The 23,883-nt window shown below is 74.2% G+C and carries 18 protein-coding genes and 1 tRNA gene; 7 read left to right on the top strand and 12 right to left on the bottom strand.

Annotated elements, in window-relative coordinates; translation table 11 throughout:
- Nucleotides 1-100: 100 nt before the first annotated feature.
- A complete protein-coding gene (locus IF19_RS0131915) occupies nt 101-2,023 on the bottom strand; it encodes a putative bifunctional diguanylate cyclase/phosphodiesterase (RefSeq protein WP_030120216.1) in 1,923 nt (640 codons plus the stop codon).
- Nucleotides 2,024-2,378: 355 nt separating this feature from the next.
- On the opposite strand from IF19_RS0131915, the gene IF19_RS0131920 reads away from it, so the two are divergent.
- Nucleotides 2,379-3,650, top strand: coding sequence for a M6 family metalloprotease domain-containing protein (locus IF19_RS0131920; protein ID WP_078581021.1), 1,272 nt, complete (start codon nt 2,379-2,381; stop codon nt 3,648-3,650).
- Nucleotides 3,651-3,760: 110 nt separating this feature from the next.
- Here the strand turns inward: IF19_RS0131920 and IF19_RS0131925 are convergent.
- From IF19_RS0131925 to IF19_RS0131955, 7 genes are all read right to left on the bottom strand, one after another.
- Nucleotides 3,761-3,834, bottom strand: a tRNA-Lys gene (locus IF19_RS0131925).
- Complete coding sequence (locus IF19_RS1000000135760; RefSeq protein ID WP_030113135.1) at nt 3,825-4,520, bottom strand: bifunctional DNA primase/polymerase; 696 nt, start codon at nt 4,518-4,520, stop codon at nt 3,825-3,827. The genes IF19_RS0131925 and IF19_RS1000000135760 overlap by 10 nt, the downstream gene beginning before the upstream one ends.
- 358 nt (nt 4,521-4,878) lie before the next feature.
- Entirely contained in the window at nt 4,879-5,223 is a 345-nt protein-coding gene (locus tag IF19_RS0131935) for a hypothetical protein (RefSeq protein WP_030113134.1), read from the bottom strand.
- A 94-nt stretch (nt 5,224-5,317) separates the two neighbouring features.
- Nucleotides 5,318-6,652, bottom strand: a complete 1,335-nt coding sequence (locus IF19_RS0131940; RefSeq protein ID WP_030277881.1) for an AAA domain-containing protein — start codon at nt 6,650-6,652, stop codon at nt 5,318-5,320.
- A 37-nt stretch (nt 6,653-6,689) separates the two neighbouring features.
- On the bottom strand, nt 6,690-8,390 hold the full coding sequence (locus tag IF19_RS0131945; RefSeq protein ID WP_030113131.1) for a hypothetical protein: 1,701 nt from the start codon (nt 8,388-8,390) through the stop codon (nt 6,690-6,692).
- On the bottom strand, nt 8,390-9,526 hold the full coding sequence (locus IF19_RS0131950; protein ID WP_234310371.1) for a hypothetical protein: 1,137 nt from the start codon (nt 9,524-9,526) through the stop codon (nt 8,390-8,392). Before IF19_RS0131950 ends, IF19_RS0131945 begins: the two co-directional genes overlap by 1 nt.
- Before the next feature lie 106 nt (nt 9,527-9,632).
- A complete protein-coding gene (locus tag IF19_RS0131955; RefSeq protein WP_030277884.1) occupies nt 9,633-10,673 on the bottom strand; it encodes a phosphatase PAP2 family protein in 1,041 nt (346 codons plus the stop codon).
- 288 nt (nt 10,674-10,961) lie between these two features.
- Here IF19_RS0131955 and IF19_RS0131960 point away from each other — a divergent pair, with 288 nt between their 5' ends.
- Entirely contained in the window at nt 10,962-11,558 is a 597-nt protein-coding gene (locus IF19_RS0131960) for a histidine phosphatase family protein (RefSeq protein ID WP_030113127.1), read from the top strand.
- 188 nt (nt 11,559-11,746) lie between these two features.
- Here the strand turns inward: IF19_RS0131960 and IF19_RS0131965 are convergent, their stop codons facing one another.
- The gene (locus tag IF19_RS0131965; protein WP_030113126.1) at nt 11,747-13,144 is read right to left on the bottom strand and encodes an NsdA family TPR-like regulatory protein; all 1,398 of its coding nucleotides are present in this window, start codon (nt 13,142-13,144) and stop codon (nt 11,747-11,749) included.
- Between the two features lie 252 nt (nt 13,145-13,396).
- Between IF19_RS0131965 and IF19_RS0131970 the strand changes: the two genes are divergently transcribed.
- Nucleotides 13,397-13,852 (top strand): hypothetical protein, encoded by a 456-nt coding sequence (locus IF19_RS0131970; protein ID WP_030113125.1) that lies wholly within the window; start codon nt 13,397-13,399, stop codon nt 13,850-13,852.
- A 76-nt stretch (nt 13,853-13,928) separates the two neighbouring features.
- Entirely contained in the window at nt 13,929-14,876 is a 948-nt protein-coding gene (locus IF19_RS0131975; RefSeq protein WP_030113124.1) for a spermidine synthase, read from the top strand.
- A 122-nt stretch (nt 14,877-14,998) separates the two neighbouring features.
- Here the strand turns inward: IF19_RS0131975 and IF19_RS0131980 are convergent, their stop codons facing one another.
- Nucleotides 14,999-15,607: a hypothetical protein gene (locus IF19_RS0131980; RefSeq protein ID WP_030113123.1), complete on the bottom strand. Its 609-nt coding sequence runs from the start codon at nt 15,605-15,607 to the stop codon at nt 14,999-15,001.
- Between the two features lie 155 nt (nt 15,608-15,762).
- On the opposite strand from IF19_RS0131980, the gene IF19_RS0131985 reads away from it, so the two are divergent.
- Nucleotides 15,763-16,491 carry a response regulator transcription factor gene (locus IF19_RS0131985; RefSeq protein WP_030113122.1) on the top strand — a complete coding sequence of 243 codons (729 nt, stop codon included), beginning with the start codon at nt 15,763-15,765 and terminating at the stop codon, nt 16,489-16,491.
- Entirely contained in the window at nt 16,488-17,915 is a 1,428-nt protein-coding gene (locus IF19_RS0131990; RefSeq protein WP_030277885.1) for a sensor histidine kinase, read from the top strand. Before IF19_RS0131985 ends, IF19_RS0131990 begins: the two co-directional genes overlap by 4 nt.
- 350 nt (nt 17,916-18,265) lie before the next feature.
- On the opposite strand, the gene IF19_RS0131995 is transcribed toward IF19_RS0131990, so the two are convergent.
- Nucleotides 18,266-19,918, bottom strand: coding sequence for a bifunctional aspartate transaminase/aspartate 4-decarboxylase (locus IF19_RS0131995; RefSeq protein ID WP_030113120.1), 1,653 nt, complete (start codon nt 19,916-19,918; stop codon nt 18,266-18,268).
- 47 nt (nt 19,919-19,965) lie between these two features.
- A complete protein-coding gene (aspT, locus tag IF19_RS0132000; RefSeq protein ID WP_030113119.1) occupies nt 19,966-21,642 on the bottom strand; it encodes an aspartate-alanine antiporter in 1,677 nt (558 codons plus the stop codon).
- Nucleotides 21,643-22,254: 612 nt separating this feature from the next.
- Between aspT and IF19_RS0132005 the strand changes: the two genes are divergently transcribed.
- Nucleotides 22,255-23,577 (top strand): ABC transporter substrate-binding protein, encoded by a 1,323-nt coding sequence (locus IF19_RS0132005; protein ID WP_030113118.1) that lies wholly within the window; start codon nt 22,255-22,257, stop codon nt 23,575-23,577.
- Nucleotides 23,578-23,883 lie beyond the last annotated feature (306 nt).

Consider the following 23,883-nt stretch of genomic DNA (forward strand, 5'->3'; position numbering starts at 1 on the left):
CCGGCTTCGTACGGCACCGATCCCCCGGTCTCGTACGGCACCGGCCCCCGGCTTCGTACGGCACTGACCCCCGGGTCTCGTACGGCCCCGGCCCCGGGTCTCACCCCTCCAGCGGCCGGGACCCGATCAGCCCGGCGATCTGCTCCGGCGCGACGGCCCGCGAGTACAGCCAGCCCTGCCCGGTGTCGCAGCCGATCCGCCGCAGCCGCTCCGCCTGGCCGGCCGTCTCCACGCACTCCGCGGTGACGGTCAGGCCCAGGCGGTGGGCGAGCTGCACCATGGCCTCCACGATCGTTTCGTCGGCCGGGCTCGGGTGCGTGCCGTCCTCGTACCGGAAGCCCTTCACGAACGCCCCGTCCAGCTTCAGCACGGAGACGGGCAGCCGGCTGAGGTAGGCGAGGTTCGAGTAGCCCGTCCCGAAGTCGTCGATGGCGATCCGTACACCCATGTCACTCAGCGCCTGGAGCGCTCTCAGCGGACGGCCGCCGGAGCCCATCACCGCCGACTCGGTCAGCTCCAGCTGGAGCAGCCCGGGGGCCAGTCCGGTCTCGGTCAGGATCTCCGCCACGTCCGCCACCAGGTCGGAGTCCCAGACCTGCCGTACGGCGACGTTGACGCTGATGAACAGCGGCGGCTCGTCCGGGTGGTCCAGCTCCCAGCGCCGCGCCTGGCGGCACGCGGTACGCAGGATCCACCGGCCGAGCTGCACGATGGAGCCGTCCTCCTCGGCGATCTGGACGAACCGATTCGGCGGCAGCACGCCGAACTGCGGGTGGTTCCAACGCACCAGGGCCTCGACCCCGCGCAGCACCCCGTCCGCCATGCCGACTAGCGGCTGGTACTCCAGCGTGAACTCGCCGCGCTCCACGGCGGGCCGCAGCGTGGAGGAGAGGGACTGCCGGGTCATGCGGTGGGCGTTGCGCTCCGGGTCGAACAGCGTCCAGCGGGCCCTGCCGTCCGCCTTCGCCCAGTACAGCGTGGTGTCGGCGGCCTGCATCAGACCGGTGGGCGAGGTGCCCGCCGCGACCCGCTCGACCACCCCGATCGACGCGGAGACCGAGAGCCGCTGCCCGGCCAGGTCGAACGGCTGCTGGAGGGCGGCGAGGACCGAGCGGGCCAGGTCGGCCAGCTCCTCGGTGCCGGCCGAGTCCTCGACGAGGATCGCGAACTCGTCGCCGCCCAGGCGGGCCACCAGCCGGTTGCCGCCGGCGTTGCGGGAGGCGTCGTTCTCCGCGCAGTCGGTGAGCCGCGCGGCGACGGCGGCCAGCAGCCGGTCCCCGGTGCGGTGGCCCAGGGTGTCGTTGATCGCCTTGAAACCGTCCAGATCCAGATAGCAGAGCCCGATCCGGGCCTGCTGCCGGGCGGGCATCGAGTCGTCCTGGTACGGCGGGGTCTCCAGCACAGAGGCGAGGCGCTCGAAGAACAGCGTCCGGTTGGGCAGCCGGGTCACCGGATCGTGCATCTGGAGGTGGCGCAGCCGCTCCTGGAGCTCGCGCCGGTCGCTGACGTCGGCGACCGTCAGCAGCACCCGTGCGGGCTCGGTGGCCGAGGCGCCGGTCATCGGCACGACGGTGATCTCGGCCCACAGCGAGCGCCCGTCGGGGTGCTTGAGGCGGCGGTCGCAGCGGAACCGGGAGCGGCGGCCCAGCAGGACCTCGCGGTAGCTGTGCCAGGTGCGGTCGTCGGAGGCGAGGTCGAGCAGCTCGCTCGCCTGGCGCCCGGCGAGGACCGCCGCCGGCGCGCCCAGCAGCCCGCCCAGCGCCTCGTTGGCCCGGACGACCTGGCCCCGGCCGTCGATGACGCCCATGGGGAGCGCGGCGGCGTTGAAGGCGGCCCGGTAGTCGCGCACCTCGGAGGGGGCGGGCGGTCCGGCGTGCTCCGGGTGGGGGCGTGGCGCGGGGGCGGGCGGCGTGGCGCCGGCGGGCGGAGGATGGGCCGCCGCATGACGCTCCGTGACCGATGCGGGGGGCACGCCGGAGGCCGTGCCTGCCGGGGCGCTCGGCCCTTCGGAGGTTCCGCTCACCGCTCGCTCCCGCTGTCAAGATCGTCGTGAACTGGTGGGGTCGGACAGGCCACCGTGCGGCGGTCCCCGTGAAGGGCCCGTTCCACGCGGGAAAGCGTGGTGAAGCATAGATGAGGCCGCATAGCCCAATCCAGCGCACTGCCCGGTCCGGGCCACCGTGAGGGTCCCCCGAGGGGCGTAATCCAGCCTTCCGGTTTGCCCGCTCCTGATCAATTCTGTGCGGATCTGTTGCCTGAGTGGGCGCCATCGATCGATGGTGACGTTCCGTGAAGGTGTGGGTGGTGTTTTCGGTCGCTGACCCGTGTGGGGCAGCACAACAGGGCGTGGCGTGGCGCGGCGGCACAGGGTGGACGCGATGGACCGTGTTCCCCACCCGGAGGTCGATGTGCCGTCCCGTCGCGGACCCGAGGGAGCCGACCGGCCGCCGCTGCGCAGTCTGGCCGCCGCCGCCACCTCCCTCCTGGCGCTCGCCGCCATGTCCCTGGTCGCGGGGCCCGCCGTGGCCGCCTCCCGGGACGCCGCGTCCTGCGCCCTGCCCCGGACGGCGGCGCACCACTCGCTCGGCCTGGACACCTGGAACACGGCCTACCCGCAGCCCGACCGGGCCCTCGACGCGGTCATGATCTTCCTGTCCTTCCCGGACGCGGAGCCCGCGGTCGACCCCGACGTGCTCACCGCCGACCACTTCCCGGCCACCACCCGCTTCTTCGAACGGGCGAGCTACGGCCGGTTCACCCTGCGCCCGCACCCGCGACCGGGCTGGACGCGGATGCCGCGCCCCTCCACCTGGTACGGCATAGAGCGCGACTGGAACGCCGAACGGCGCTCCGCCTACCTCCGCGACGCGATCGCCGCCGCCGACGCGGACGTGGACTTCTCCCGGTACGACGTCGTCTACCTGGTGGCCGATCCCGACGCCCCGGGCGTGGACTCCGACGCCACGAAGGTGGTGAACTTCGACCGGCCCCTGCGCGCCGACGGCAGCGACATCCGGCGGGTCGTCACGGTCTTCGAGCAGCACCCGCCCGACCGCAACGTCCTCGCCCACGAAACCGGGCACGTCTTCGACCTGGCCGACCTCTACCACCGGCCCGTGGACGGCAAGGGCGACTGGGACACGTACGTCGGCGACTGGGACGTCATGGGCAGCCAGTTCGGGCTCGCCCCCGACCTGTTCGGCTGGCACAAGTGGAAGCTCGGCTGGCTCGACGGCCGCCAGGTCGTCTGCGTCCGGGGCTCGGCCGATCTCACGCTGGAGCCGGTCGCCGCCGCCCCGCCGCCCGGCGGCACGCTCGGCACCCGGCTCGCCGTCATCCGTACCGGCTCCGGCAGCGCACTGGCCGTCGAGGCCCGCAGCGCCACCGGGAACGACCGGACCACCTGCGCCGAGGGCATCCTGATCTACCGGATCCGCAGTGAGACGGCCTCCGGCGGCGGCCCCGTCGAGGTGATCGACACCCACCCGGAGACCGGGGCCTGCTGGGACCGCTCGGTCTACCCGCCGCTGGCCGACGCCCCGCTAGGCGTGGGGGAGACCTTCACCGTTCCGGGCGACGGCACCCGGGTGGAGGTCGCGGACCGTACGCCGTCCGGGTCCTGGACCGTCCGGATTACCACCGGCGTCTGAGCGGGCCGCGCCGGACGGCGACCGTACGGCCGACAGCCCCGTTGCCGTACGGCCGCTCCACCCGGAACACGAAGAAGCCCCTCGCTTCCGCGAGGGGCTTCTTCCGTCTGTGCGCCGTCAGGGACTCGAACCCCGGACCCGCTGATTAAGAGTCAGCTGCTCTAACCAACTGAGCTAACGGCGCCTGGTGACGTCGTAGACATTAGCACCCTGATCCGCCGGAGGAAAAATCGTCTGCGCCCCGGCCCGGGGGAGCGGGGTCCGGCTCACCCGCACACACGCCCAGAGCAGCACGTCGGGGCCCGGCAGCCACGGGGTGCGGGTGTCGGGGGCGACCAGCCAGCGCGGGCCGCCGTCCGACGAGGTGCAGGTCAGAGGCGGTACGGTCACGGCGTCCCCGGTGCCGTGGCAGAGCAGGGGCGGCATCGTGCCGCGCTCCTCGCCGGCCCCGCCGACGCCCCCGGAACCGTCCGTTCCCCACTCCTCCCAGGAGAGCAGCGAGGGCAGCCGCTGGGCCGTGCCGGGGGCGGCGAAGAGCAGCATCCGGCCCCGGTGCGTGGCGACCGGCCCCGAGCCGGGCCCCTCCGCCCAGAGCCGCTCCAGCATCCGCCGCCCGAACAGCGCCGGGACGTTCACGACGTCGAAGGCTGTGCCGCAGGGGAGGACGCCGGGCGCGGTCGGGCGCTCCTCCCACTGGGCGAGGGTGCTGCGCGGGTAGGGGGTGGCCCCGGCCAGCCAGGCGGCGCCGGCCGCCGTGACCTGTGCGGCCTGGGAGCCGGGCTGGTCACGCAGCAGGGCGAAGAGGCCGACGCCGTGGTGCGGGGCGGCACCGGTGTGCAGGGTCGTTTCGTCTTTCAGCCATGCGCTCATGGAGCAATGTCTACCGGGAGTGACGGAACTGATTCCGAGAGTTGCGGGAAAACGGGACAGGGCGGAGGGGTGGGGAGTATCTTGCGCGCCGGAATATGCCACGGGCTCTGACCCCCGGCCTGGTGACGCACCACCTGCCCCACCGCTGCTGCCGTGCCTCACGTGTCACATCGGTCTCATGGCTCACGTACGCGTGTGCCCGCGGGCGCGAGGGCGCGTCCGGCCCGTCCGGAGGGGGCACGTGCCGCCCCCTCCGGGAGGGGCGCTTCGCCGGAGGAGCGCGACCGGCCCGTCCGCCCGACTCCCGCCCGGCACCCGGGCGGCTCCGCCCGCCGGGAGGGGGCCCGCCCGGTGCGTCTCAGGCTGTCGGGGCGGCGTCCAGCAGGGAGCGGCCGAACTCGATCATCTTCTTCGCGTAGTCCTCGGTCCACTCCGCCCGCTCCGCGACGTCCGCCGCCGTCAGCCGGTCGAACCGGCGCGGATCGGCGAGCTGCGCCGCCGCGATCGCCTGGAACTCCACCGACCGGTCCGTCGCCGCCCGGAACGCCTGCGTCAGCTCGGTCGCCCGGGCCAGCAGCTCCCTGGGGTCCTCCATCGACTCCAGGTCGAAGAAGTGCTCCGGGTCCGCCGCGGCCTGAGACGGCTCGAAGAGCAGGGGCGCGGGGCGCAGCCGCTGCCGTTCGTTCCGCTCGGACTCTGTCATGTGCTGTTCCCTCCTCGCGCGGCCAGGACGGCCACCCTCCATTGTCCAACCCCGCGCAAGGGGGCCACGGCCCGTGCGCCCTGCCGGACGCGCCTTACGGGCGCCACCGCACCCGGTGCTCGGCGAGGTGGGCCAAGACCGCGTGGTTGGCCTCCCAGCCGTCGGGGAACTTCACCGTGACGCCGAGCTGGACCGGCTCCGTGGACGGGTGCTCGTCCAGCAGGTCCGCCACCCCCTCACGGCACACCACGACGCAGGCGTGCCGGTGCCGGGACGCCAGGACGCAGAGCCGGCCCGTCTCCAGGTGGAACGCCGTCGCGTCGGGCCGGCCCGACAGCGGGTGGAGCACCACCGTCACGTCGAACTCGCGGCCCTGGAGCCGGTTGGCCGTGTCCACCGCGACCCCCGTGACGCCCAGCTCCGCGAGGGCCGCCCGCACCGCCGCCGCCTGGTCGCGATGGGCCGTGCCGACCGCCACCCGGTCCGCCGTCACCGGAACGGGGTCGTCCGCCCGCTCGCTCGTCGCGACGCCGCCCCGGTCCAGCAGCCGCCGGACCACCAGGGCCACCGCCCGTACCGCCTCGGGATCGGTGCGCGGGGTGTGCCGGGCCGGCAGCTCCAGCAGCCCCCACCCGGACTCCGCCGCCTCGTCCAGCACCCGGTCGGGCCCCGAGCCGTCCGACGCCACCCCGAACGAGAGCTTCCGGTCCCCGTGGTCCGTACCGCTGCGGAACGGTGTGTACGGGTAGAAGGCGTCCGACACCAGCGGAGCCGCCGACGCCGGAAGCCGCCAGGAGACCGGCAGCCGGTGCTGCGGCAGCTCCGGATTGTGCGCGAGCAGCGTGGAGACCGCGCTCGCGGACGGGTCGTAGCTCAGCCCCGCCCACTGGTCCGCCCCCACGATCGAGAACGGGTCCAGCTGGCCGGGGTCCCCGACGAACAGCGCCCGCCGGAAGAGCCCGGCCACGGCCAGCAGCGCGTCCGAACGCATCTGGTACGCCTCGTCCACGATCGCGTGGCCCCACGGCTCCACGTTCTTCACGTGCGCCCACTTGGCGGCCGTCGAGATCACCACGTCGAGCCCGGCCAGATCCGCCGCCTTCGCCGACTTGGTGACGTTGGCGAGCCCGTCCAGGACCTTGTCGTACGGATCGGAGTCGCTGCTGTGCAGCCGCCCCACCGGCAGCTCGGGCTCCTTCTCCGCGAGCCGCACCACCAGGTCGTCGACCTGGGCGTTGGTCTGCGCGATCACCATCAGCGGATGCCCGGCGGCGGCCAGCTCCAGGGCCGCCCGCACCACCAGCGTCGACTTGCCCGCGCCGGGCGGCGAGTCCACGACGACGCCCCGGCTGCCGCCGTGCAGGGTGTCGTCGAGGATCGCGGCGGTCGCGCGGGCCGCCGCCGCACCGGGGTCGAAGGCGACGGTCACAGCGGTCCCCCCGGGGCGGTGGCGGACGGGGTCGGGGTCACAGCAGGTCCTCCGGGGTCACGGGGTCGGGGTGCTCCGCACGCGTCGCGGCGTCCGCGCCCGGCGGCCCGCCGTGGGTCCACGGCGTCTCCTCCGGGTCCGGCAGCTTCGGTCCGCCGCGCTGGTCGTGCTCGAACAGGGTCCAGGCGATCCGGTCGCCGGGCTCCGGCACCGAACCGGGCGCGGGCTCCTTGCCCCGGCCCATCCGGTCCAGGATCCGCAGCACCAGCAGCACCTCGCCGTCGTCGGCGGCGGTGCCGTCCGCGCCGGTCCGGGGACCGCCCTCCGGGTCGGCCCGCACCGGCTCCGCGACGGCCCCGTCCGCGTCGGCCGGAGGCTCGCCCGCGTACCGGACGAACTCCGCCGTCTGCGGCTTGCCGTCCAGCGTGCGGTAGACCTTCGTCCGCTCGGCCAGATGCGGGCGCTCGTCCGTGCGGACCGTGACCAGCGGGCGCGGGGAGGGCCGCTTGGACTCGGTGTACGTCATCTCCACATCCGTCACCGAGGCGAGGAACGCCTCGCCCGCGAGCCGCCGCCCCGCCAGCACCAGCGGATCGTCCAGCGCCTCCTGCGCCTCCAACTGGGCCTGCGCGGTCTCCCGGGAGGCCAGCTTCTGGGCCGCCGTCACCGCGTCGTCGCGGCGCGGCTGCGGGGGCTCGCCCGAGCGCACCCGGTCGCGGTGGCCGGTGAACGACCACCGGTCCCGGGACCAGCGGTCCTCGGCCCGCGCCCCCTCCGGCAGCTCCCGCAGCAGGTCCAGCCCTCGCCACACCGCGTCCCAGGTCGGCAGCATCACCCGCGCCAGCAGCGAGCGGATCTCCCGCTCGGCGCCGCTCAGCTCGGCCAGCCGGGCATCGGCGGCCAGCCCGTCCTCGGCCGACGCGAACGCCGTGCGCGCCCGGTCGTACCGCTCGATCGCCGGGGCGAGCAGGCGGTTGTCGAAGTCCGGGTCCGTCGCCGGACCGGCCGGCGGGCAGAGCAACTGGCCCTCCCCGTCCCGGGCCAGCTCGGCCCGGAGCGCCGCCTCGGCCCCCGAGGAGCCGGCCGGCGGGTCGATCCAGGCGAGCAGCGCGCCCAGGTGCTGGTCCTCCAGGCTGCTCTGCCCGGTCGCCCAGTGCCGGTTCAGCAGATCGGTGGCGGCCAGCAGCAGCGAGGAGCCGGGCACCCGGGCCCGCTCCCCGTAGTGCGTCAGCCAGCGGCCGAGCAGCGGCACCCGCGCCGGGGCCGGATACGGGGTGTCCGGGTCGTCCTCGGCGGTACGGCGGAACCGCATCGACCGGCCCAGCAGCCGGACGAACTCGACGCCCGCCCGGCTCGGCACGACGAGCTGGGCGGCGTCCGTGCACAGCTCGACCTCGACCTTGGTCTTCTTGCCGGTCGCCGGGTCGGTCTCGTTGCGCTCGGCGGGCTCGACGACGTCCGCGTACGCCTCGATGTGCGGCAGGACCGCCTCCGCCAGCTCCGCCAGGAACGCGAACCGCAGGTCCCGGTCGCGCGGCTGGGCCACGGCCAGCAGCCGGGGCGACTCCCGGTCGGTGCCGACCAGCGCCCCGAGCGGGGCCCCGGCCTCGCCGGCGGTGGTCAGCGGCACCAGCACGAGCGGCCGGTCGGTGAGATGGCGGTGGCGTACGGTCGCAAGCGGCTGGGCGCGGCCCGAGTCGACGGCCTCCAGCCGGGCCAGGGTGGTGATCAGCGACATCAGCTCTGCCCCTCCGACGCGCCGGCCGTACCAGCCGCACTGCCAGTACGGCCGGCACCATCCGCACCGGCCGTACCGCCGGCACCGGCCGTACCAACCGCACTGCCCGTACCGCCGGCACCGCCCGTGCCGTCGTCCCCGCTCCCGGCGTGGTCCCCGATACTCCCGGCGCGCAGGGCGGCCGCGCTCTCCAGCGCCTCGGCGCGCAGGGCGGCGGCCCGGCGGAGCGCGGCGACCGTCGGATCGGCCGGGTCGCCCTCCTTGCCCGCGGCGGCGGCCAGAACCCCGGCCACCGTGGTCAGTCCGCCCAGCTCGCCCCGGACGCTCCGGCCCAGCGCCTCCACCGCGCCCTCGGCCCGGGACTTCGCCCGGCAGTGGAACGCCAGCTCGCACGCGGCCAGGCACTCCGGGGCGTACGCCGGGGGCACCGCGGCCACGGCGGCGTCCAGCTCGTCGGGGGCGCACGCCGGATCGAACGTCGTCCCCTCCGGAAGCTCCGCGGCGATGTCCTCGATCCGGGTCAGCCGGGTGAGCTGCCTGCGGGTCACGGCGCGCTGCTTGCGCACGTCGACGACGGAGGCGGTCGGCAGGTTGGAGAAGTCCTTCGGGCAGACCAGCAGCACCTGGTGTCCGACCTCCGCGCCCTCGGTCACCGCGGCGACCCGCTCCAGGGCCAGCACGTAGACCGCGGCCTGCCGGGCGGCGGCGCCGACCTTCGACGCGTCGGCCGACGCGTCGATCATCGGGAATGACTTGATCTCGACCACCGTCCACCGGCCGTCGGGGTGCACCACGACCGCGTCGGGCTCCAGATAGGCGGGGGAGCCCGCCACCTCCAGCGCCAGCATCGGATGGTCCAGCAGGGCCCAGCCGCCCGCCGCCGTCGCCTCCCGCAGGGCGAGCGCGGTCCGCGCGGCCCGGCCCTCGGGACCGGCGGCGCTCAGATCCGGCGCGGCGGCGTCCCCGGCCGGCTCCGGCGCCCCGCCGCCGAGCCGCTCGTACAGCAGGCGCAGCAGCTCGGCGCCGCCGTCGGCCTTGACCTTCGCCTCGAACGCGTTGCCCCGCATGAAGGCGAACTGGGACTGCCCGAAGGGGGCGGGGGAACCGAGCGCCGTGGCCAGCACACCCTTGTCCACGCCCGCGCCGTCGAGCAGGGCCCGCCGCTTGCAGCCGGGGTTGGCGGCCAGCGCGGCGAGGGCTCTCGCGTCGAGCGGATGCGGCGCGACGGAGGGGCCGCGCAGCTCAGCGAGCCGCTGCCGGAGCGTCGTCGCTGGTGGCCGCGGGGTCGGCGCCGCCGACTGACGCGCCGTCGACTGCCGTGCCGGGGGGATCTGCGGAGGTGGTCCGCTGGCCGGGGATGCGCTCACCCGGGGAAGTCTTGCATCCGCTACTGACATTCGGGGGCGCGGTCACGGATACGGCACCGGATACGGGGCGTTGGGCGGCGGCGGACCCGTGCGGGGGACCGGCCGCGAACAGGACGGCGACCGGGCCGGTGAACCGGGCCGCGCCCCACGCCTTGACCCGGTCGGCGAACCGGGTGACGGGCTTGACCAGCAGGGCCCCCGCCCCCATCACCGCGGCGCCCGCGACGGCGTCCAGGAAGTAGTGGTTGGCCGTGCCCATGACGATGACCGTGGTGAGCAGCGGATAGGCGACGCCCGCCGCCCGGACGAGCGGATGGCGGCCGTGCCGCCACAGCAGGACGCCGCACCAGAGCGACCAGCCGACGTGCAGGCTGGGCATCGCCGCGTACTGGTTGGTCATCCCGCTCAGCCCGCGCGGCGCGCTCGCCCCCTGCCCCCACCAGCCGTACGCGCTGTACTGCGCCATCGTGTCGACGAAGCCGTGGCTCGCGTCCAGCAGGCGGGGCGGGCAGGTCGGCATCAGCGAGAAGCCGACCAGGCCCAGCAGCGTGGAGTTCATCAGCCAGACGCGGGCCGACCGGTACAGCGCCGACCTGCGCCGGAACATCCATATGAGGACGGCCGGGGTGACCGCGTAGTGCAGGGAGGCGTACGCGAAGTCGGCGGGTATGCCGAGGGAGGGGGTGCTGGTGAAGAGACGGTTCAGCGGGTGCTCGGCGTTGAGGTACAGCGCCTGTTCGAGCCGGAGGATCGCCAGGCCGTGGTCGACCGCGGTCGACACGTCGCCGCGGACCAGGAGCCTGCCCACCGAGTACAGCGCGTAGACCACCGCGATCAGCGGCAGCTCGGTCCACCAGCGGGGCCGATGACCGGTCGCGGGCTGCGCGTTGGCGGGCGGCGCGATGGCGTGCGGCATCCGGTGGCTCTCCCCAAGGTTCGTGCGGCCGACGGCGAACGTTCAACCGTACGGTGGCCCCGTGCCCCCGTACCCGCCGGGGCCCCCTTTCCGGACGCCCCCTGTCGCAGCACTCCCGCCGGGGCCGGACGCACCGCCGGGGGCTGCGCAGGGAGGGACGCCGGGCGGGCCCGGGAGGTTGCCTGTCCCCTCCGTACGGGATGATGGAAGGTCCCACCAGCACCAGCACCAGCACCAGCACCAGCACCAGCACCAGCACCAGCACCAGCGTTCTCAGGGAGAGCCTTCATGGCACCGCGCATCCTGCTCGCCCGGCACGGCCAGACCCAGTGGTCGGTCCGGGGCAACCACACCGGCAGGACGGACATCCCGCTCCTCGACGCCGGGCGCGAGGGCGCCGAACTGCTGGGCGCGCGGCTGCACCGGGCGCCGTGGGACGGGCTGCCCGGGGTCGAGGTCCGCACCAGTCCGCTGATCCGCGCCGCCGAGACGTGTGAACTGGCGGGGTTCGGGAAGCGGGCCGAGCCGTGGGACGCGTTGATGGAGTGGGACTACGGCGCGTACGAGGGCCTGACGCCGGCGCAGATCAAGGCGGACCGGCCGGACTGGCTGATCTGGCGCGACGGGGTCCCGGACGGGGAGTCCGTCGCCGACGTCACCGCCCGCGCGGACGAGATCGTCGCCTGGGCGCGGTCGGCGGACCGGGACGTCCTGGTCTTCGCCCACGGCCACATCCTGCGGGCGCTCGGTGCGCGGTGGCTGGGCGAGGACCTGTCCTTCGGCGCGCGCGTACGGCTGGAGCCGACGTCGTTGTCCGTGCTGGGATGGGCGTACGGGATGCCGGCCCTGGAACGCTGGAACGACACCGGCCACCTGGACCGGTAGGGACCCGGTAGGGGCGGGCCCGCCCGCGTCGGCCCGCACGGCCGCCCGCCCGCGCGGCCGTCTGCCCAGTCCGGGCCGAAGGGGCCGCGGCGAGGGTCCCGTGGCGGCTCACCCCGCCGGTGCCGCGCGGTGGACCCGGGCGCCCGGTGCCGCGCGGTGGACCCGGGCGCCCGGGGGAGCGCGGCGGCTCACTCCGCCGGCTGCGCCCCGTGGCGGATCAGGAAGGCCGACACGTCCGCCGCCCCCGCCCGCGGCTCCAGCACCCGCGCCGCCCCCGCCACCATGCCCCGGATCCGCGACGACCTCACCCGGGTCAGCAGGTCCAGCACCTGGTGCCCCGTCGCCGCCGCCTCGTCCACCCGGCCGGCCCGGGCCAGGTCCCCTGCGAGCTGGGCCCGGTACAGCGCCAGGTTCCGGGTGAAGTGGACGTCCTGGAGCGCCGTCGCCCGCCTGCCGTGCCGGGCCGCGCGGGACCAGTCGCCCAGCGCCGACCAGCACTGGGCCTCCAGCAGCTCCAGCTCCGCCTCCCGGAAGAAGCTCATCCACTCCGGGTCGCCCGCCGCCGGGCCCCGCTCGAACGCGGCCCGGGCCCGCCCGATCGCCCGGTCGCACCCCGTACGGTCCCCGAGCCCCGCCCGGCCCCCCGCCTCCCGCAGCGCCAGCAGCGCCATCAGCCGGTGCGACCCCAGCGAGCGGGCCGCCCGCAGACCGGCCTCCGCCGCCCGTACCGCCTCCCTCGGCCGCCCCGCGTCCCGGGCCAGGAACGACGTGTTGCAGAACGCGTGCGCCTCCAGCCCGGCGTCGCCGGCCAGCCGGGCCGTGGCCAGCGCCTCCGCGTAGTGCGAGCGGGCGTCGTCGAGCCGCCCCGAGTCGTGGGCCAGCCACCCCACGGAGATGGCCAGCTCGCCCGCGCCCGCGTGCAGCCGGTCCGAGGTGGTGCGCCGTGCGGTGGCCCCGGCGTCCAGCAGTTCGTACGCCGCTCGCAACGGGCGGGTGGCCTGCCGGTAGAGCCCGTCCGCGCCGCGCCGGTCGTCCAGCAGCCGGAACTGCCGTACGGCCTCTTCGACGGCGCTCACCTCCGCTTCGCCGACCCGGCGCTGTACGGGCAGAGAGACCCGGGCGGCGGCGGGCGCCCCGCCGAGGCCCAGGGAAGCGGCGGCCATCGTGGCGGTGCCGCTCGTCATGAACACGCGACGCAGCACGTCGCTCTCCTCGGGGATGTCGTGGGGGTGGTCGTGGGAGACGCCGGGGTCGTGGCCCCGGCCGGAGGGGCGGGACGCGGGGCCGGCCGCGGGCGGGGGTTCGGACACGACCCGGGCGCCCCGCCCCCGTACGGTCTCGCGGGCCGAGAACCCCAGGTCGGTCAGGGACAGGCCGGGGAACATGTGCCGGAAGACCCGTTCGTAGGCGTAGTTGGGGCAGCGGATCTCCCCGGACTCCACGCGCCCGATGTACCGGGCGTCGCACGCGACCTGCTCCCCGATCTCCCGGGCCGCCCGGCGGACGGCGGCCGCGAACTCCCCGGCCGAACGCGGTCCGCGCAGCTGACGGAAGGCGAGGTTGGGAACTGCCGCTGTCGACGCCATGACCGGCCCCTCTCTGGTGCGGCCGGGGTTCGTGCCACCCGGTCTCCCGGGTGCCCCGGCGGAGCACGAACGTACCTGCTGTGACGGCTCGCACACGCAGCGTTTCGTTGCGAAAAGGGGCATACCGTCCCCGATCCGCCATGAACTGCCACCCTTTGCGGCGGTCTCGGCCCGTAGCCCTTGACGCGCCGTCGCGTTGGTCACTGTGGAGACGGAGTGTGGCTCCGTTCGGCGATGAGAGGAGGGGTTCCCTTGTTGCACCTCGGCAGGGAGACCGGCTCACGGACGACCGCGACGCAACCGACGGACCCCCAGCCCCCGCCGGCCCCGAAGCCGCCCGTGCCCCCCGCGCAGGGAACCCCGCCCTGCGACCTGGTCACGGTCCCGGCCCGGCAGGGACTGGAGGCAGTCGACATCCTGCGGCGCGCCCAGGGCCACGAGCCCGTGGGCCCGGTGCTGCACGACGGGACCTGCGACACCCTCGGCTTCCTCGTGCCGCCGGGCACCGCCGACGCCTGGGACGTACCCGGCAGCGCCTGTACGCGGACCGACGGGCGCGGGCTGCGCCTCCCCACCGTCCCGCCCGCCGCCGGCTCCGGCTGGCTGCTCCCGCCCGCCGAGGACGCGCCGGTCACCGATCCGGCCGTGCTCCGCGCCGCCCTCGACCAGGCCGCCCGGATGATCGAGGCGGCCGACAACTGCTGCTGAGCCCATAATGGGCAGACCGGCCGAATGCCTCCGCGAAGCCGGCGCCCCGGGCCCCCACCAGCAAGGACCAGCGAACGTGGCACGTCGAGGAGGGCCGGGCCGGGACAAGGCCGCGGCCAAGGGCAAGGCGCCGGCCAAGGCCGCGGACGCGCCGGCGAAGGGGCGCCGGAGCGGCGGCCGGGCCGAGCGCGAACCGGTCGCGCGGCCGGTGGGCGGCGGGCTCGCGGAGCTCATACCCGACCGGGAACGGCCGAACGGCTGGTCCCTCCTGATCGACGGCGCCCCGCAGTCCCACGTGGACCTCGACGACCCCGCACACCTCTCGTTCGCCTACCAGCGCCGCATCGGCCACGTCATCGACCTCGCGGCGCCCCCGCTCCAGCCCCTGCGCGTGCTGCACCTGGGAGGCGGCGCGTTCACCCTCGCCCGCTACACCGCCGCCACCCGACCCCGCTCCACCCAGCAGATCGTGGAACTCGACGCGCCGCTCGTCCAGCTCGTCCGCGACCACCTCCCGCTGGACCCCCAGGCGCGCGTCCGGGTCCGCACGGCCGACGCCCGTGAAGGGCTCGGCAGGTTCCCGGACGGCTGGGCCGACCTGATCGTCGCGGACGTGTTCAGCGGGGCCCGCACCCCCGCCCATCTCACCTCCGCCGGCTTCCTCACGGAGGTGCGCCGGGTGCTGGCGCCCTCCGGCCGGTACGTCGCCAACCTCGCGGACGGGCCGCCCCTCGCCCATCTGCGCGGACAGGTGGCCACCGCGGCCGCCGTCTTCCCCGAACTGGCGCTCGCCGCCGACCCGGTGGTGTGGCGCGGCCGCCGCTTCGGCAACGCGGTGCTGCTCGCCTCCGCGCTGCCGCTGCCGGTCGCGGAGTTCACCCGGCGGGTGGCGACCGACCCGCACCCGGGCCGCGTCGAGCACGGCCGCGCCCTCGGCGACTTCACCGGCGGCGCGGCCGTCGTCACCGACGAGGCCGCCAAGCCCTCGCCCGCGCCCCCGCCGTCGGTCTTCGAGAACCCCTGAACCGCCGAGCGCCCCTGAACCGCCGAGCACCCCTGAGCCGTCGACAGACCCCGGCCCCCGGCGGGCCGTGCGGCGCCTCGGCGGCAGGCTCCGCGGCGGACCGGCGGCCGGCCCGCCCCGGCTCACGGCTCGACGACCTGCACCACGGGCGGCGTCCCGTTCCAGGTGCACCACACCGAGTACGTCGTCCCGTCCTCGCCGCGCCCGTCGCCGAAGTCCACCCGGATCCACGCGTCGTTCGTCCACACCTGCATCGACCAGCCCGGCTCCGGCGTCGCGGAGACGAGCTTCGCCGCGTCCGCGCCCAGCTCGAACACCACCCGGCCGCCGTCCGTCCGGTAGCTCTTCACCTCGCCGGAGGCCGAGGACCCCGAAGCGCCCGGCCTTCCCGCGGCCTTCGACGATCGGGCCGGACCGGAGTGCGCGGACGGTCTCGCCGGGGCCGCCGACGGCGTACGGGCGGGGCGCGGGGCGGCGGCCGAAGGGCTCGCGTCAGCGGTGCGCGGCGTGCCGGTGGGGGAGGGCGACGCCCGGTGGGTGGAGGAGACCAGCGGCGGTCCGCCGTTCTGCCCGGCGCGCTGGGACGGCCCCGCTGCCGCCGAGACCGGCACCGCCCGGGGGCGGTCGTACAGCGTCCCCGACAGGACGGTGTGCACGCCCCACCACGAGAGCGTGACCGCCGCTCCGGTGCTGAGCGTCCACGCCAGCACGTGTACGAGTCCTCGTCGCATCGGGGACATCCTCGCACCACCGGGACCCGCCGGCGCCCCCTGTCCGTACGGCACTTGGCGGCCCCGGCAGACCCCGTACACCCTCTTCTCCGGCCTTTGCGGAGGATTCCGACGGGGCGGGACCGGGCCCGTCGGCATGGCGTACGGTGCCGCCCATGGCAAGTGTGCTCGTGGTCGAGGACGACCAGTTCGTGCGGTCCGCGCTGATCCGGCACCTCAGCGAGGCGTCCCACACGGTACGCAGCGTGGGCACCGCGCTCGAAGCGCTGCGCGAGGTCGCCCACTTCCGCTTCGACGTGGTCATCCTCGACCTCGGACTGCCCGACCTGGACGGCGGCGAGGCGCTGAAGATGCTGCGCTCCATCACCGACGTGCCCGTGATCATCGCCACCGCGCGGGACGACGAGAGCGAGATCGTCCGGCTGCTGAACGACGGGGCCGACGACTACCTGACGAAACCGTTCTCCGTGGAGCACCTCTCCGCCCGGATGGCCGCCGTGCTGCGCCGCTCCCGCGCCGCCGGGGCCGAGGCCCCGCCGCCCGGGGTCCTTCGCGTCGGCGGTCTCTCCATCGACCCGCTGCGCCGCACCGCCGAGCTGGACGGGGCCGGACTTGACCTGACCCGGCGGGAGTTCGACCTGCTGGCGTTCCTGGCCGGGCGGCCCGGGGTGGTCGTCGCCCGCAAGGAGCTGCTGGCCGAGGTCTGGCAGCAGTCCTACGGCGACGACCAGACCATCGACGTGCATCTCTCCTGGCTGCGCAGGAAGCTCGGTGAGACGGCCGCCCGGCCGCGCTATCTGCACACCCTGCGCGGCGTCGGCGTGAAGCTCCAGCCACCGCCGGACACTCCCGGCGCCGCCCCGCTCGCGGAGCCGTCCGCATGAGATGGGCCCTGGTCAAGGTCTGTCTGGCGGTCACGGCCATGGTCGTCATCGCCTTCGCCGTACCGCTCGGCATCGTCATCCGGGAGCTGGCCAGCGACCGTGCGTTCTCGGACGCCGAACGCCAGGCCGCCACGATCGGGCCGACCCTCTCCATCACCACCGACCGCGCGGAGCTGACCCGGGCCGTGCTGTCCACCGAGCCGGGCGGCCGGGGCCACCTCGCCGTCCATGTCCCGGTCGAGGGCGGCCCGTTGGACATCGGTACGCGGCGCGCCGCGCGGCAGGACGTGGAGACCGTGCGCGAGGACGGCCGGGCCTCCGTCGCCGAGGTCGAGGGCGGCTTCGCCCTCCTCCAGCCCACCGCGCTGGGCACCGGGGAGATCGCCGTCGTCGAGGTCTACGTCCCCGAGGACGAGGTCTCCAACGGCGTCGCCACCGCCTGGCTGATGCTGGCGGGCGTCGGCCTCGCCCTGGTCGTCGGCTCGGTCGCGGTCGCGGACCGGCTCGGCGTGCGGATGGTGCGGCCCGCCCAGCGCCTCGCGGGCGCGGCCCAGGAGCTCGGGGAGGGCAAGCTCGCCACCCGGGTCCCCGAGGAGGGGCCCACCGAACTGCGTTCCGCCGCCGTCGCGTTCAACTCAATGGCCGACCAGGTCGTCCAGCTCCTCGCCAACGAGCGGGAGTTGGCCGCCGACCTCTCGCACCGGCTGCGCACCCCGCTCACCGTGCTCCGGCTGAACGCCGCCTCCCTCGGCGAGGGCCCGGCGGCGGAGCAGACCCGGGCGGCGGTCCAGCAGTTGGAGCACGAGGTCGACGCCATCATCCGCGCCGCGCGCGAACAACGCCCGCACGCCCAGGGGTCGCCTGCGGAGGCGGGGTGCGACGCCTCCGAGGTGATCCGCGAGCGGATGAGCTTCTGGTCGGCGCTCGCGGAGGACGAGGGGCGCGAGACGCGCGTCGCGGGGGCCGACCGCGCGGCCCGCATCCCCGTCGCCCGGCCCGAACTGGCAGCCGCGCTCGACGCGTTGCTCGGCAACGTCTTCCGCCACACCCCCGTGGGCACCGCCTTCGCCGTCGACGTCCACCACAGCGGCGACGCCGTCATCGTCCTCGTCTCCGACGCGGGGCCGGGGATCGCCGATCCGCGGGCCGCCCTCGCGCGGGGCGGCAGCGGGAGCGGCGGCGAGGGCGGGTCCGTCGGTTCCACCGGCCTCGGCCTGGACATCGTGCGCCGAGTCGCCGAGTCCACCGGCGGCGACCTGCGCATCGGGCGGTCCGTCCTCGGCGGCACGGAGATCCGGATCTGGATCGGCCTGCACGGCAGCGGCCCGGAAGGCGGTCGGCGCGGCCACGGCCGCAAGGTCGGCCGCCGCATCGGCTGGCGGCGGCGCCGGGAGCCCCGGACCCCCGCCGGCCCCCTGCATTAACCGGCCCCGATGCCTCCCTTAAGCGCACCATAAGAACACCACCCGCTGTCCGTAAGGTGCTGTTTGCCCCTTGTGCAGCCGCTAGCGTGCTGCTCGTAGCAACCCCGGGAAGTCGTCGAACCCCACCTCCCCCGGGGACCCCCACGTCGGCCCCCGCCGCCACCGTTCGCCCCGGTGGCGGCGGGGAATCCGGCTCCCGCAGCCCGCAGCCCGCAGCCCGCAGCCCGCAGCCCGCAGCCCGCCGCGCCCCCGCCGCCCGCCGCGCCTCGGCCGCCCGCAGCCCGCCGCGCCTCCGCAGCCCGTCGTTCCCCGTACCGGCGTCCGCCGCAGCGCCGCCGCCCGCGACCGGATCACCCGCCCTGGGCCCGCCACTCCTCCGCGTACTCGTCGAAGATCGCCCGCAGATGGTGGCCGATCTTCAGGTAGTCCAGATCGTCCAGGTTGGCCAGCGACACCCGCACCGACCACTCCGGCCCGTCGAAGCCGCCGCCGTTGAGCAGTACCACCGAGGTCTGCTCGGCCAGCCGGAACAGCGGGTCGACCGGCTCGTAGTGCTGCTCCAGGAAGGCGGCGAACGCCTTTCCGCGCGTACGCTCCGCCTCGGCCAGCAGATCCAGCTCGATGTAGTACGCGGCCCGCTTCGGGTCCTCCGAGATCTTCATGTGCGCGCCCTCCAGCAGGAGTTCGAGCCGCTGCTGGACGATCTCCCGGATCCGGTGCTTGTACGCCTGACCCTCGTCGAGCATGTCGAAGAGCGAGAACAGCACCATCATCACCTGCTGCGGCAGCGACAGCCCCGCCGTGTGGTTCAGCGCCACCTGCCGGGAGTCCGCCACCATCCGGTCGATGAAGCGCATCGTCCCGGGATCGAGCGTCAGCGTCCCGTACCGCCGGTCGAGCCGCGCCTTCTGCTCCCGGTCCTGCGCCGCCAGCATCGCGTCGATCACGTTGTCGTCGTGCAGCGCGATCACCCCGAGCCGCCAGCCCGTCGCCCCGTAGTGCTTGGAGTACGAGTAGACGAGCAGGGTGTTGCGCGGCAGATCGGCGGCGAGCGACCGGAAGCCCTCCACGAAGGTCCCGTACACGTCGTCCGTCACGACGATCAGGTTCGGGTTCCGCTCGGCGACGATGGAGACGATCTGCTCGGTGACCCGGTCGGAGAGCGCCAGCGAGGGCGGGTTGCTCGGGTTCACGCAGCACACCAGCTTCACCGACGGGTCCGCGAGCTTGGCGATCTCCTCCTCCGGATAGCGCCACTGCCGCACGCCCGTCTCGGTGAACAGGCTCGCCTCCACCCGCACCACGTCGAAGTCGTACGTGTCCAGCTCGGGGATCTCGACGTACGGGGTGAACACCGGCACCATCAGGGCGATCCGGTCGCCCCGGTCCAGGATGCCGTTCTTCAGCAGCGAGTCGAAGACGTAGCACATCGCCGCCGTGCCGCCCTCGGTCGCGAACAGGCTCAACGTCTGCCCCTCCGGCGGCCGGTGGTCGAACATCTCGTCCGCGAGATAGCCGCGCACGATCTGCTCGGTGTGCGGCAGGATCCGGTCCGGCACCGGGTAGTTGTCGCCGATCGAGGCGTCCGCCAGCTCGTGCACGAACGCGTCCCGCTCGAAGCCGAACCGCTTCACCGCCAGGTCCACGCTCGCCCGCAGCAGCTCGACGCCCGGCAGCCCCGGACGCGTGCGCACGAACCGGTCGAAGCGCTCCGCACACCCCGCCTCCTCCGGCATCCCGCCCAGGTTGTCGGCCGTCCACACCCGGCGGGACTCCTCGATTGCGAAGTAGCCGAGTGCGTGGTATGCCTCCCGGGGGCCGGTGGCCACCCAGTTCGGGTTCCCCCGGCCGGCGTTGAGCATCGCCCGGGTCGTCCGGCCCTTCTGGCCGGGACGGCCGCTCTGCGCGGCCGTCGCGATCGCGATGAACTTGTCCTTCAGCTCGAAGGGGGAGAGCTGGGCGAAGGACCGGATCTCTTCACGGCTGAGACTGCTCCTGGGCATGGCGGGGTCCGTTCCGTACGGGTCGGTGGTCGCGGAGGCCGGGCACGTCAGGCCCCCAGAACGCCGACCAGGATGGGCCCGGTCAGCGGCAGCAGGAAGTTGGAGAGCGTGTACGTGATCGTGTAGCCGAGGAGCGGGACCGAGCTCTGGGCCACCTGGGTGATGGAGGTGATCGCCGGGGTCGAGCACTGCTGTCCGGCGATGGCGCCGATCAGCAGCGGCTTCTCGATCTTCAGCAGCTTGCGCCCGACGACCAGCGAGACCGTCGCCGGGACCAGCACCATGGCGATGCCCGCGAACGGCAGCAGCGCTCCGTACTCCTTGAGCAGCGGCCACGCCTGCGGTCCCGCGGCCAGCCCGGTGCAGGCGATGAAGACCGCCAGGCCCATGTCCTTCAGCGTGGTCGCGGCCTGCGGCGGGAACGCCCCGAAGGTCTGGCTGCGCGAGCGGAACCAGCCGAAGACCAGCCCCGAGATCAGGCAGCCGCCGCCGGTGCCGAGCGACATCGGGACGTCACCGAGCTTCACGACGACCTGGCCGAGCAGTGAACCGGCCACGATGCCGAAGCCGAGATAGATGAAGTCGGTGGCGTCGTTCTTCACCACAGCGCCGAGCTTCGCGACGAGCCGGTTCAGCCCGCCGCGCGCACCGACCAGGGTGAGCACGTCGCCCCGGGCGAGGACCGTCTCCCCGCTGGCCGGCAGGTGCTGGTCGTTGCGCAGCACGTCGGTGACGTAGACCCCGTCCTTGCGGAACTCCGGGTGGCGCTGCTCCAGCCGGTCGATGCTCGCGCCGATCGTGTCCTTCTCGGTGACGGCGACCTGGCTGGTGGCGAGCGGGGTGTCGAGCCCCGGCACGGCGGGTGTCTCCGGGCCGATCTCCCGGCCCGCCTCGATGATGGCGGCCCGTTCCCCGACCACCTGGACCAGATCGCTCAGCGTCAGCTCCAGGCCGGGGGAGGGTGTCAGCAGCTTGCTGCCGCGCTTGACCCCCTCGACGGTGATCCGGCCGCCCAGCGCGCTCTGGAGATCGCCCACGGTCCGCCCGTCGGCCAGCGTCACCAGGTAGGTGCGGCCGACCGTGCCGGGCAGCGCCTCGCGCTCGTCGGAGTCCAGTCCGGCCTGGCCGCCGCGCATCTTCTCCCACAGCTCGCGCGAGGCGTCCGCCAGGTTGATCCGGAGCAGCATCGGCATGATCTGGCTGGTGAAGAGCACGATGGTGATCAGGCCGAAGAGGTAGCAGACGGTGTACGCGGTGGCCACGTGCCCCTGGTACCGGCTGATCTGCTCGGGAGACAGGTCCCCGAGCTTCCCGATCGCCTCGGTGGCCGTTCCCACGACGGCGGACTCGGTGGCCGCCCCCGCGAGGATGCCGGAGGCGGTGCCCACGTCCAGGTCGAACGCCTTGGCGAGCCCGAAGGCGATGCCGAGGACGCAGACCAGCTCGATCAGGCAGAGCGCGAAGAAGCGCAGGCTGCGGCGGTTGAGGTTGGCGAAGAACTGCGGTCCGGCCAGGTAGCCGAGCGAGAAGATGAACAGCGCGAAGAAGACCGTCTTGACGTCGTCGTCGACGCTGACGTGCCGGGTGCCGAGCAGCAGCGACACGATGAGGGTGCCGCAGATGCCGCCGAGCGTGATCGGGCCGACGCGGAGCTTGCCGATGAGGTAGCCGGCCGCGAGGCAGAGGAAGAGAGCCAGTTCGGGATGGTCGCGCAGCACGCCCACCCCGGGTCACCCACCGGTGACGGCGTCGGCGATCAACGTGATCAATGGGTACATAAGGGCGAAATTAACAGGGGGTCGGCGCCTCGGCACCTCACCCGTCACGGGCCGCCCGGCCCGTGGAGGGCCCTTCTCGCGGGGCGCTGCCGCTCACCTCCCGGCGAACCTCCCCCTTCACCTTCCGACGGGTGGGCGGCCCGAGACCCCCGTCGTGACGCGCCGGACATCCCTCGGCAACGGAATCGTCTTCAACTCTTGACACCCACCGCCTCCAGGCAGCAACCTTCCGTCACGGCATGTGGGAGCGCTCCCACTCGTCGCGGCGGCCCCACCCGTCGTTTCTCTCCGCACCCGGACCCGGCCGCCTCCCGCCCTGTCGCACGGCGGGGCGCGGGCCCCCGAACCGCCCGGCGCCACCGCCCGGCGCCACCTCTCGGAAGAACCACGAAGAACCACCCCGCACCACTCCAGAACCGCCCGGAACCACTCCGTACCGATCTGAACCACCCCGCACCGAACCGAACCACTCCGGAGCACCCCCGGAACCATGCCGGGACCCTCCGGGAACACCCCGGGACAGCCCCGGAACACCCCCCGGAACAAGGAGCAGTGGACATGCGCATCACCCGCCGCGTCACCGGTCGACGCCAGCGAGCCGCCCTGGCGGCCACCACGGGCCTCACGGCCACCGCCCTCCTCCTCAGCGGATGCGGCGGCTCGTCCGACTCCGGCAAGGGCGCCGACGCCGACGGCAACATCACGCTGACCGTCGCGGACTTCGGGCAGTTCGGGTACAAGGAGGCCGGACTCTTCGAGAAGTACCACGAGTTGAACCCGAAGATCACGGTCAAGGAGGACACGACCGCCGAGGAGAAGAACTACTACCCCAAGCTCCTCCAGCAGTTGAACTCCGGCAGCGGCCTCGCCGACGTCCAGGGCATCGAGGTCGGCCGGATCAAGGAGATCGTCGACACCAAGGCGAACTCCTTCGCCGACCTCTCCAAGGTCATCGGCGTCGACGAGTGGGTGTCGTGGAAGGCGAAGCAGGCGACCGCACCCAACGGCGCCGTCATCGGCGCGGGCACCGACATCGGCCCCATGTCCCTCTGCTACAACCGGGAGTTGTTCGAGAAGGCCGGGCTTCCCACCGACCGCTCCGAGGTGGCGAAGCTGACGGCGGGCGGCTGGGAGGACTACCTCGCGCTCGGGGAGCGGTACAAGAAGAAGGCCCCCTCCGGGACGTACTTCATGGACTCCGCGAGCGCCATGTTCAACGCGGTGGTCAGCTCCAGCCCCGAGCAGTACTACGACGCGAGCGGCAAGCCGGTCTACCAGGAGAGCGCGAGCGTCGAGAAGGGCTGGCAGCTCGCCGCCCAGGCCGCCTCCAAGAAGCTGACGCAGGGCCTGGCCCAGTTCGAGGACCAGTGGCAGGCGGCCCTGCGCAAGAGCACCGTCGCCACCGTCGTCTGCCCCGCCTGGATGGCCGGCCAGATCTCGACGTACGCCGGGGACGCCAACAAGGGCAAGTGGGACATCACCAGCGCGCCCGGCGGCACCTCCGCCAACTGGGGCGGCTCCTTCCTCGCCGTCCCCAAGTCCGGGAAGAACGTCGACGAGGCCGCCAAGCTCGTCAAGTGGCTGACCGCCCCGGAGCAGCAGGCCGCCGTCTTCAAGGCGATCGGCGTCTTCCCGTCCAACCAGGGCGCCTACGAGCTGCCCGACGTGAAGAACGCGACCCTGCCGTACTTCAACGACGCCCCGATCGGCCAGATCTACGCCGACGGCGCGAAGTCCATCCCCGAGGCGGTCCTCGGCCCGAAGGACGGCGTCATCAAGGACTCCATCTCCACCCAGATCAACAACATGGAGCAGCGCGGCACCAGCCCGGACGACGCGTGGGACGCGGCCGTGCGGACGATCGACAAGGCCATCGGCTGACCCGATCCCACCGCCGGGCCCGGGGGCCGGGGCTTCCCGACGGCCCCGGCCCCGGCCCCGGGACCCAGGATCCCGGACCCCTGACCCGGCCCCCGGGTCCAGGGCCCCGGCCGCACGGCCCGCTGACCGATCCCGGGGCGGGCGACGACCGCCCGCCCCGGCGGCCCCTGGCCGCACTGTCCGCCGGGCCGGGCCCGACCGCCTCTGGACGCGAACCCCCGCCCTCTGCCCGCCTCAACGCCTCTCCACCGCCCCGGGAACCGAACTCCCCCGCCTTCCACCGTCCCGGCCCCCGAACCCCCGCCT

This window comes from Streptomyces californicus, assembly GCF_000717645.1.
Classification (GTDB): domain Bacteria; phylum Actinomycetota; class Actinomycetes; order Streptomycetales; family Streptomycetaceae; genus Streptomyces; species Streptomyces californicus.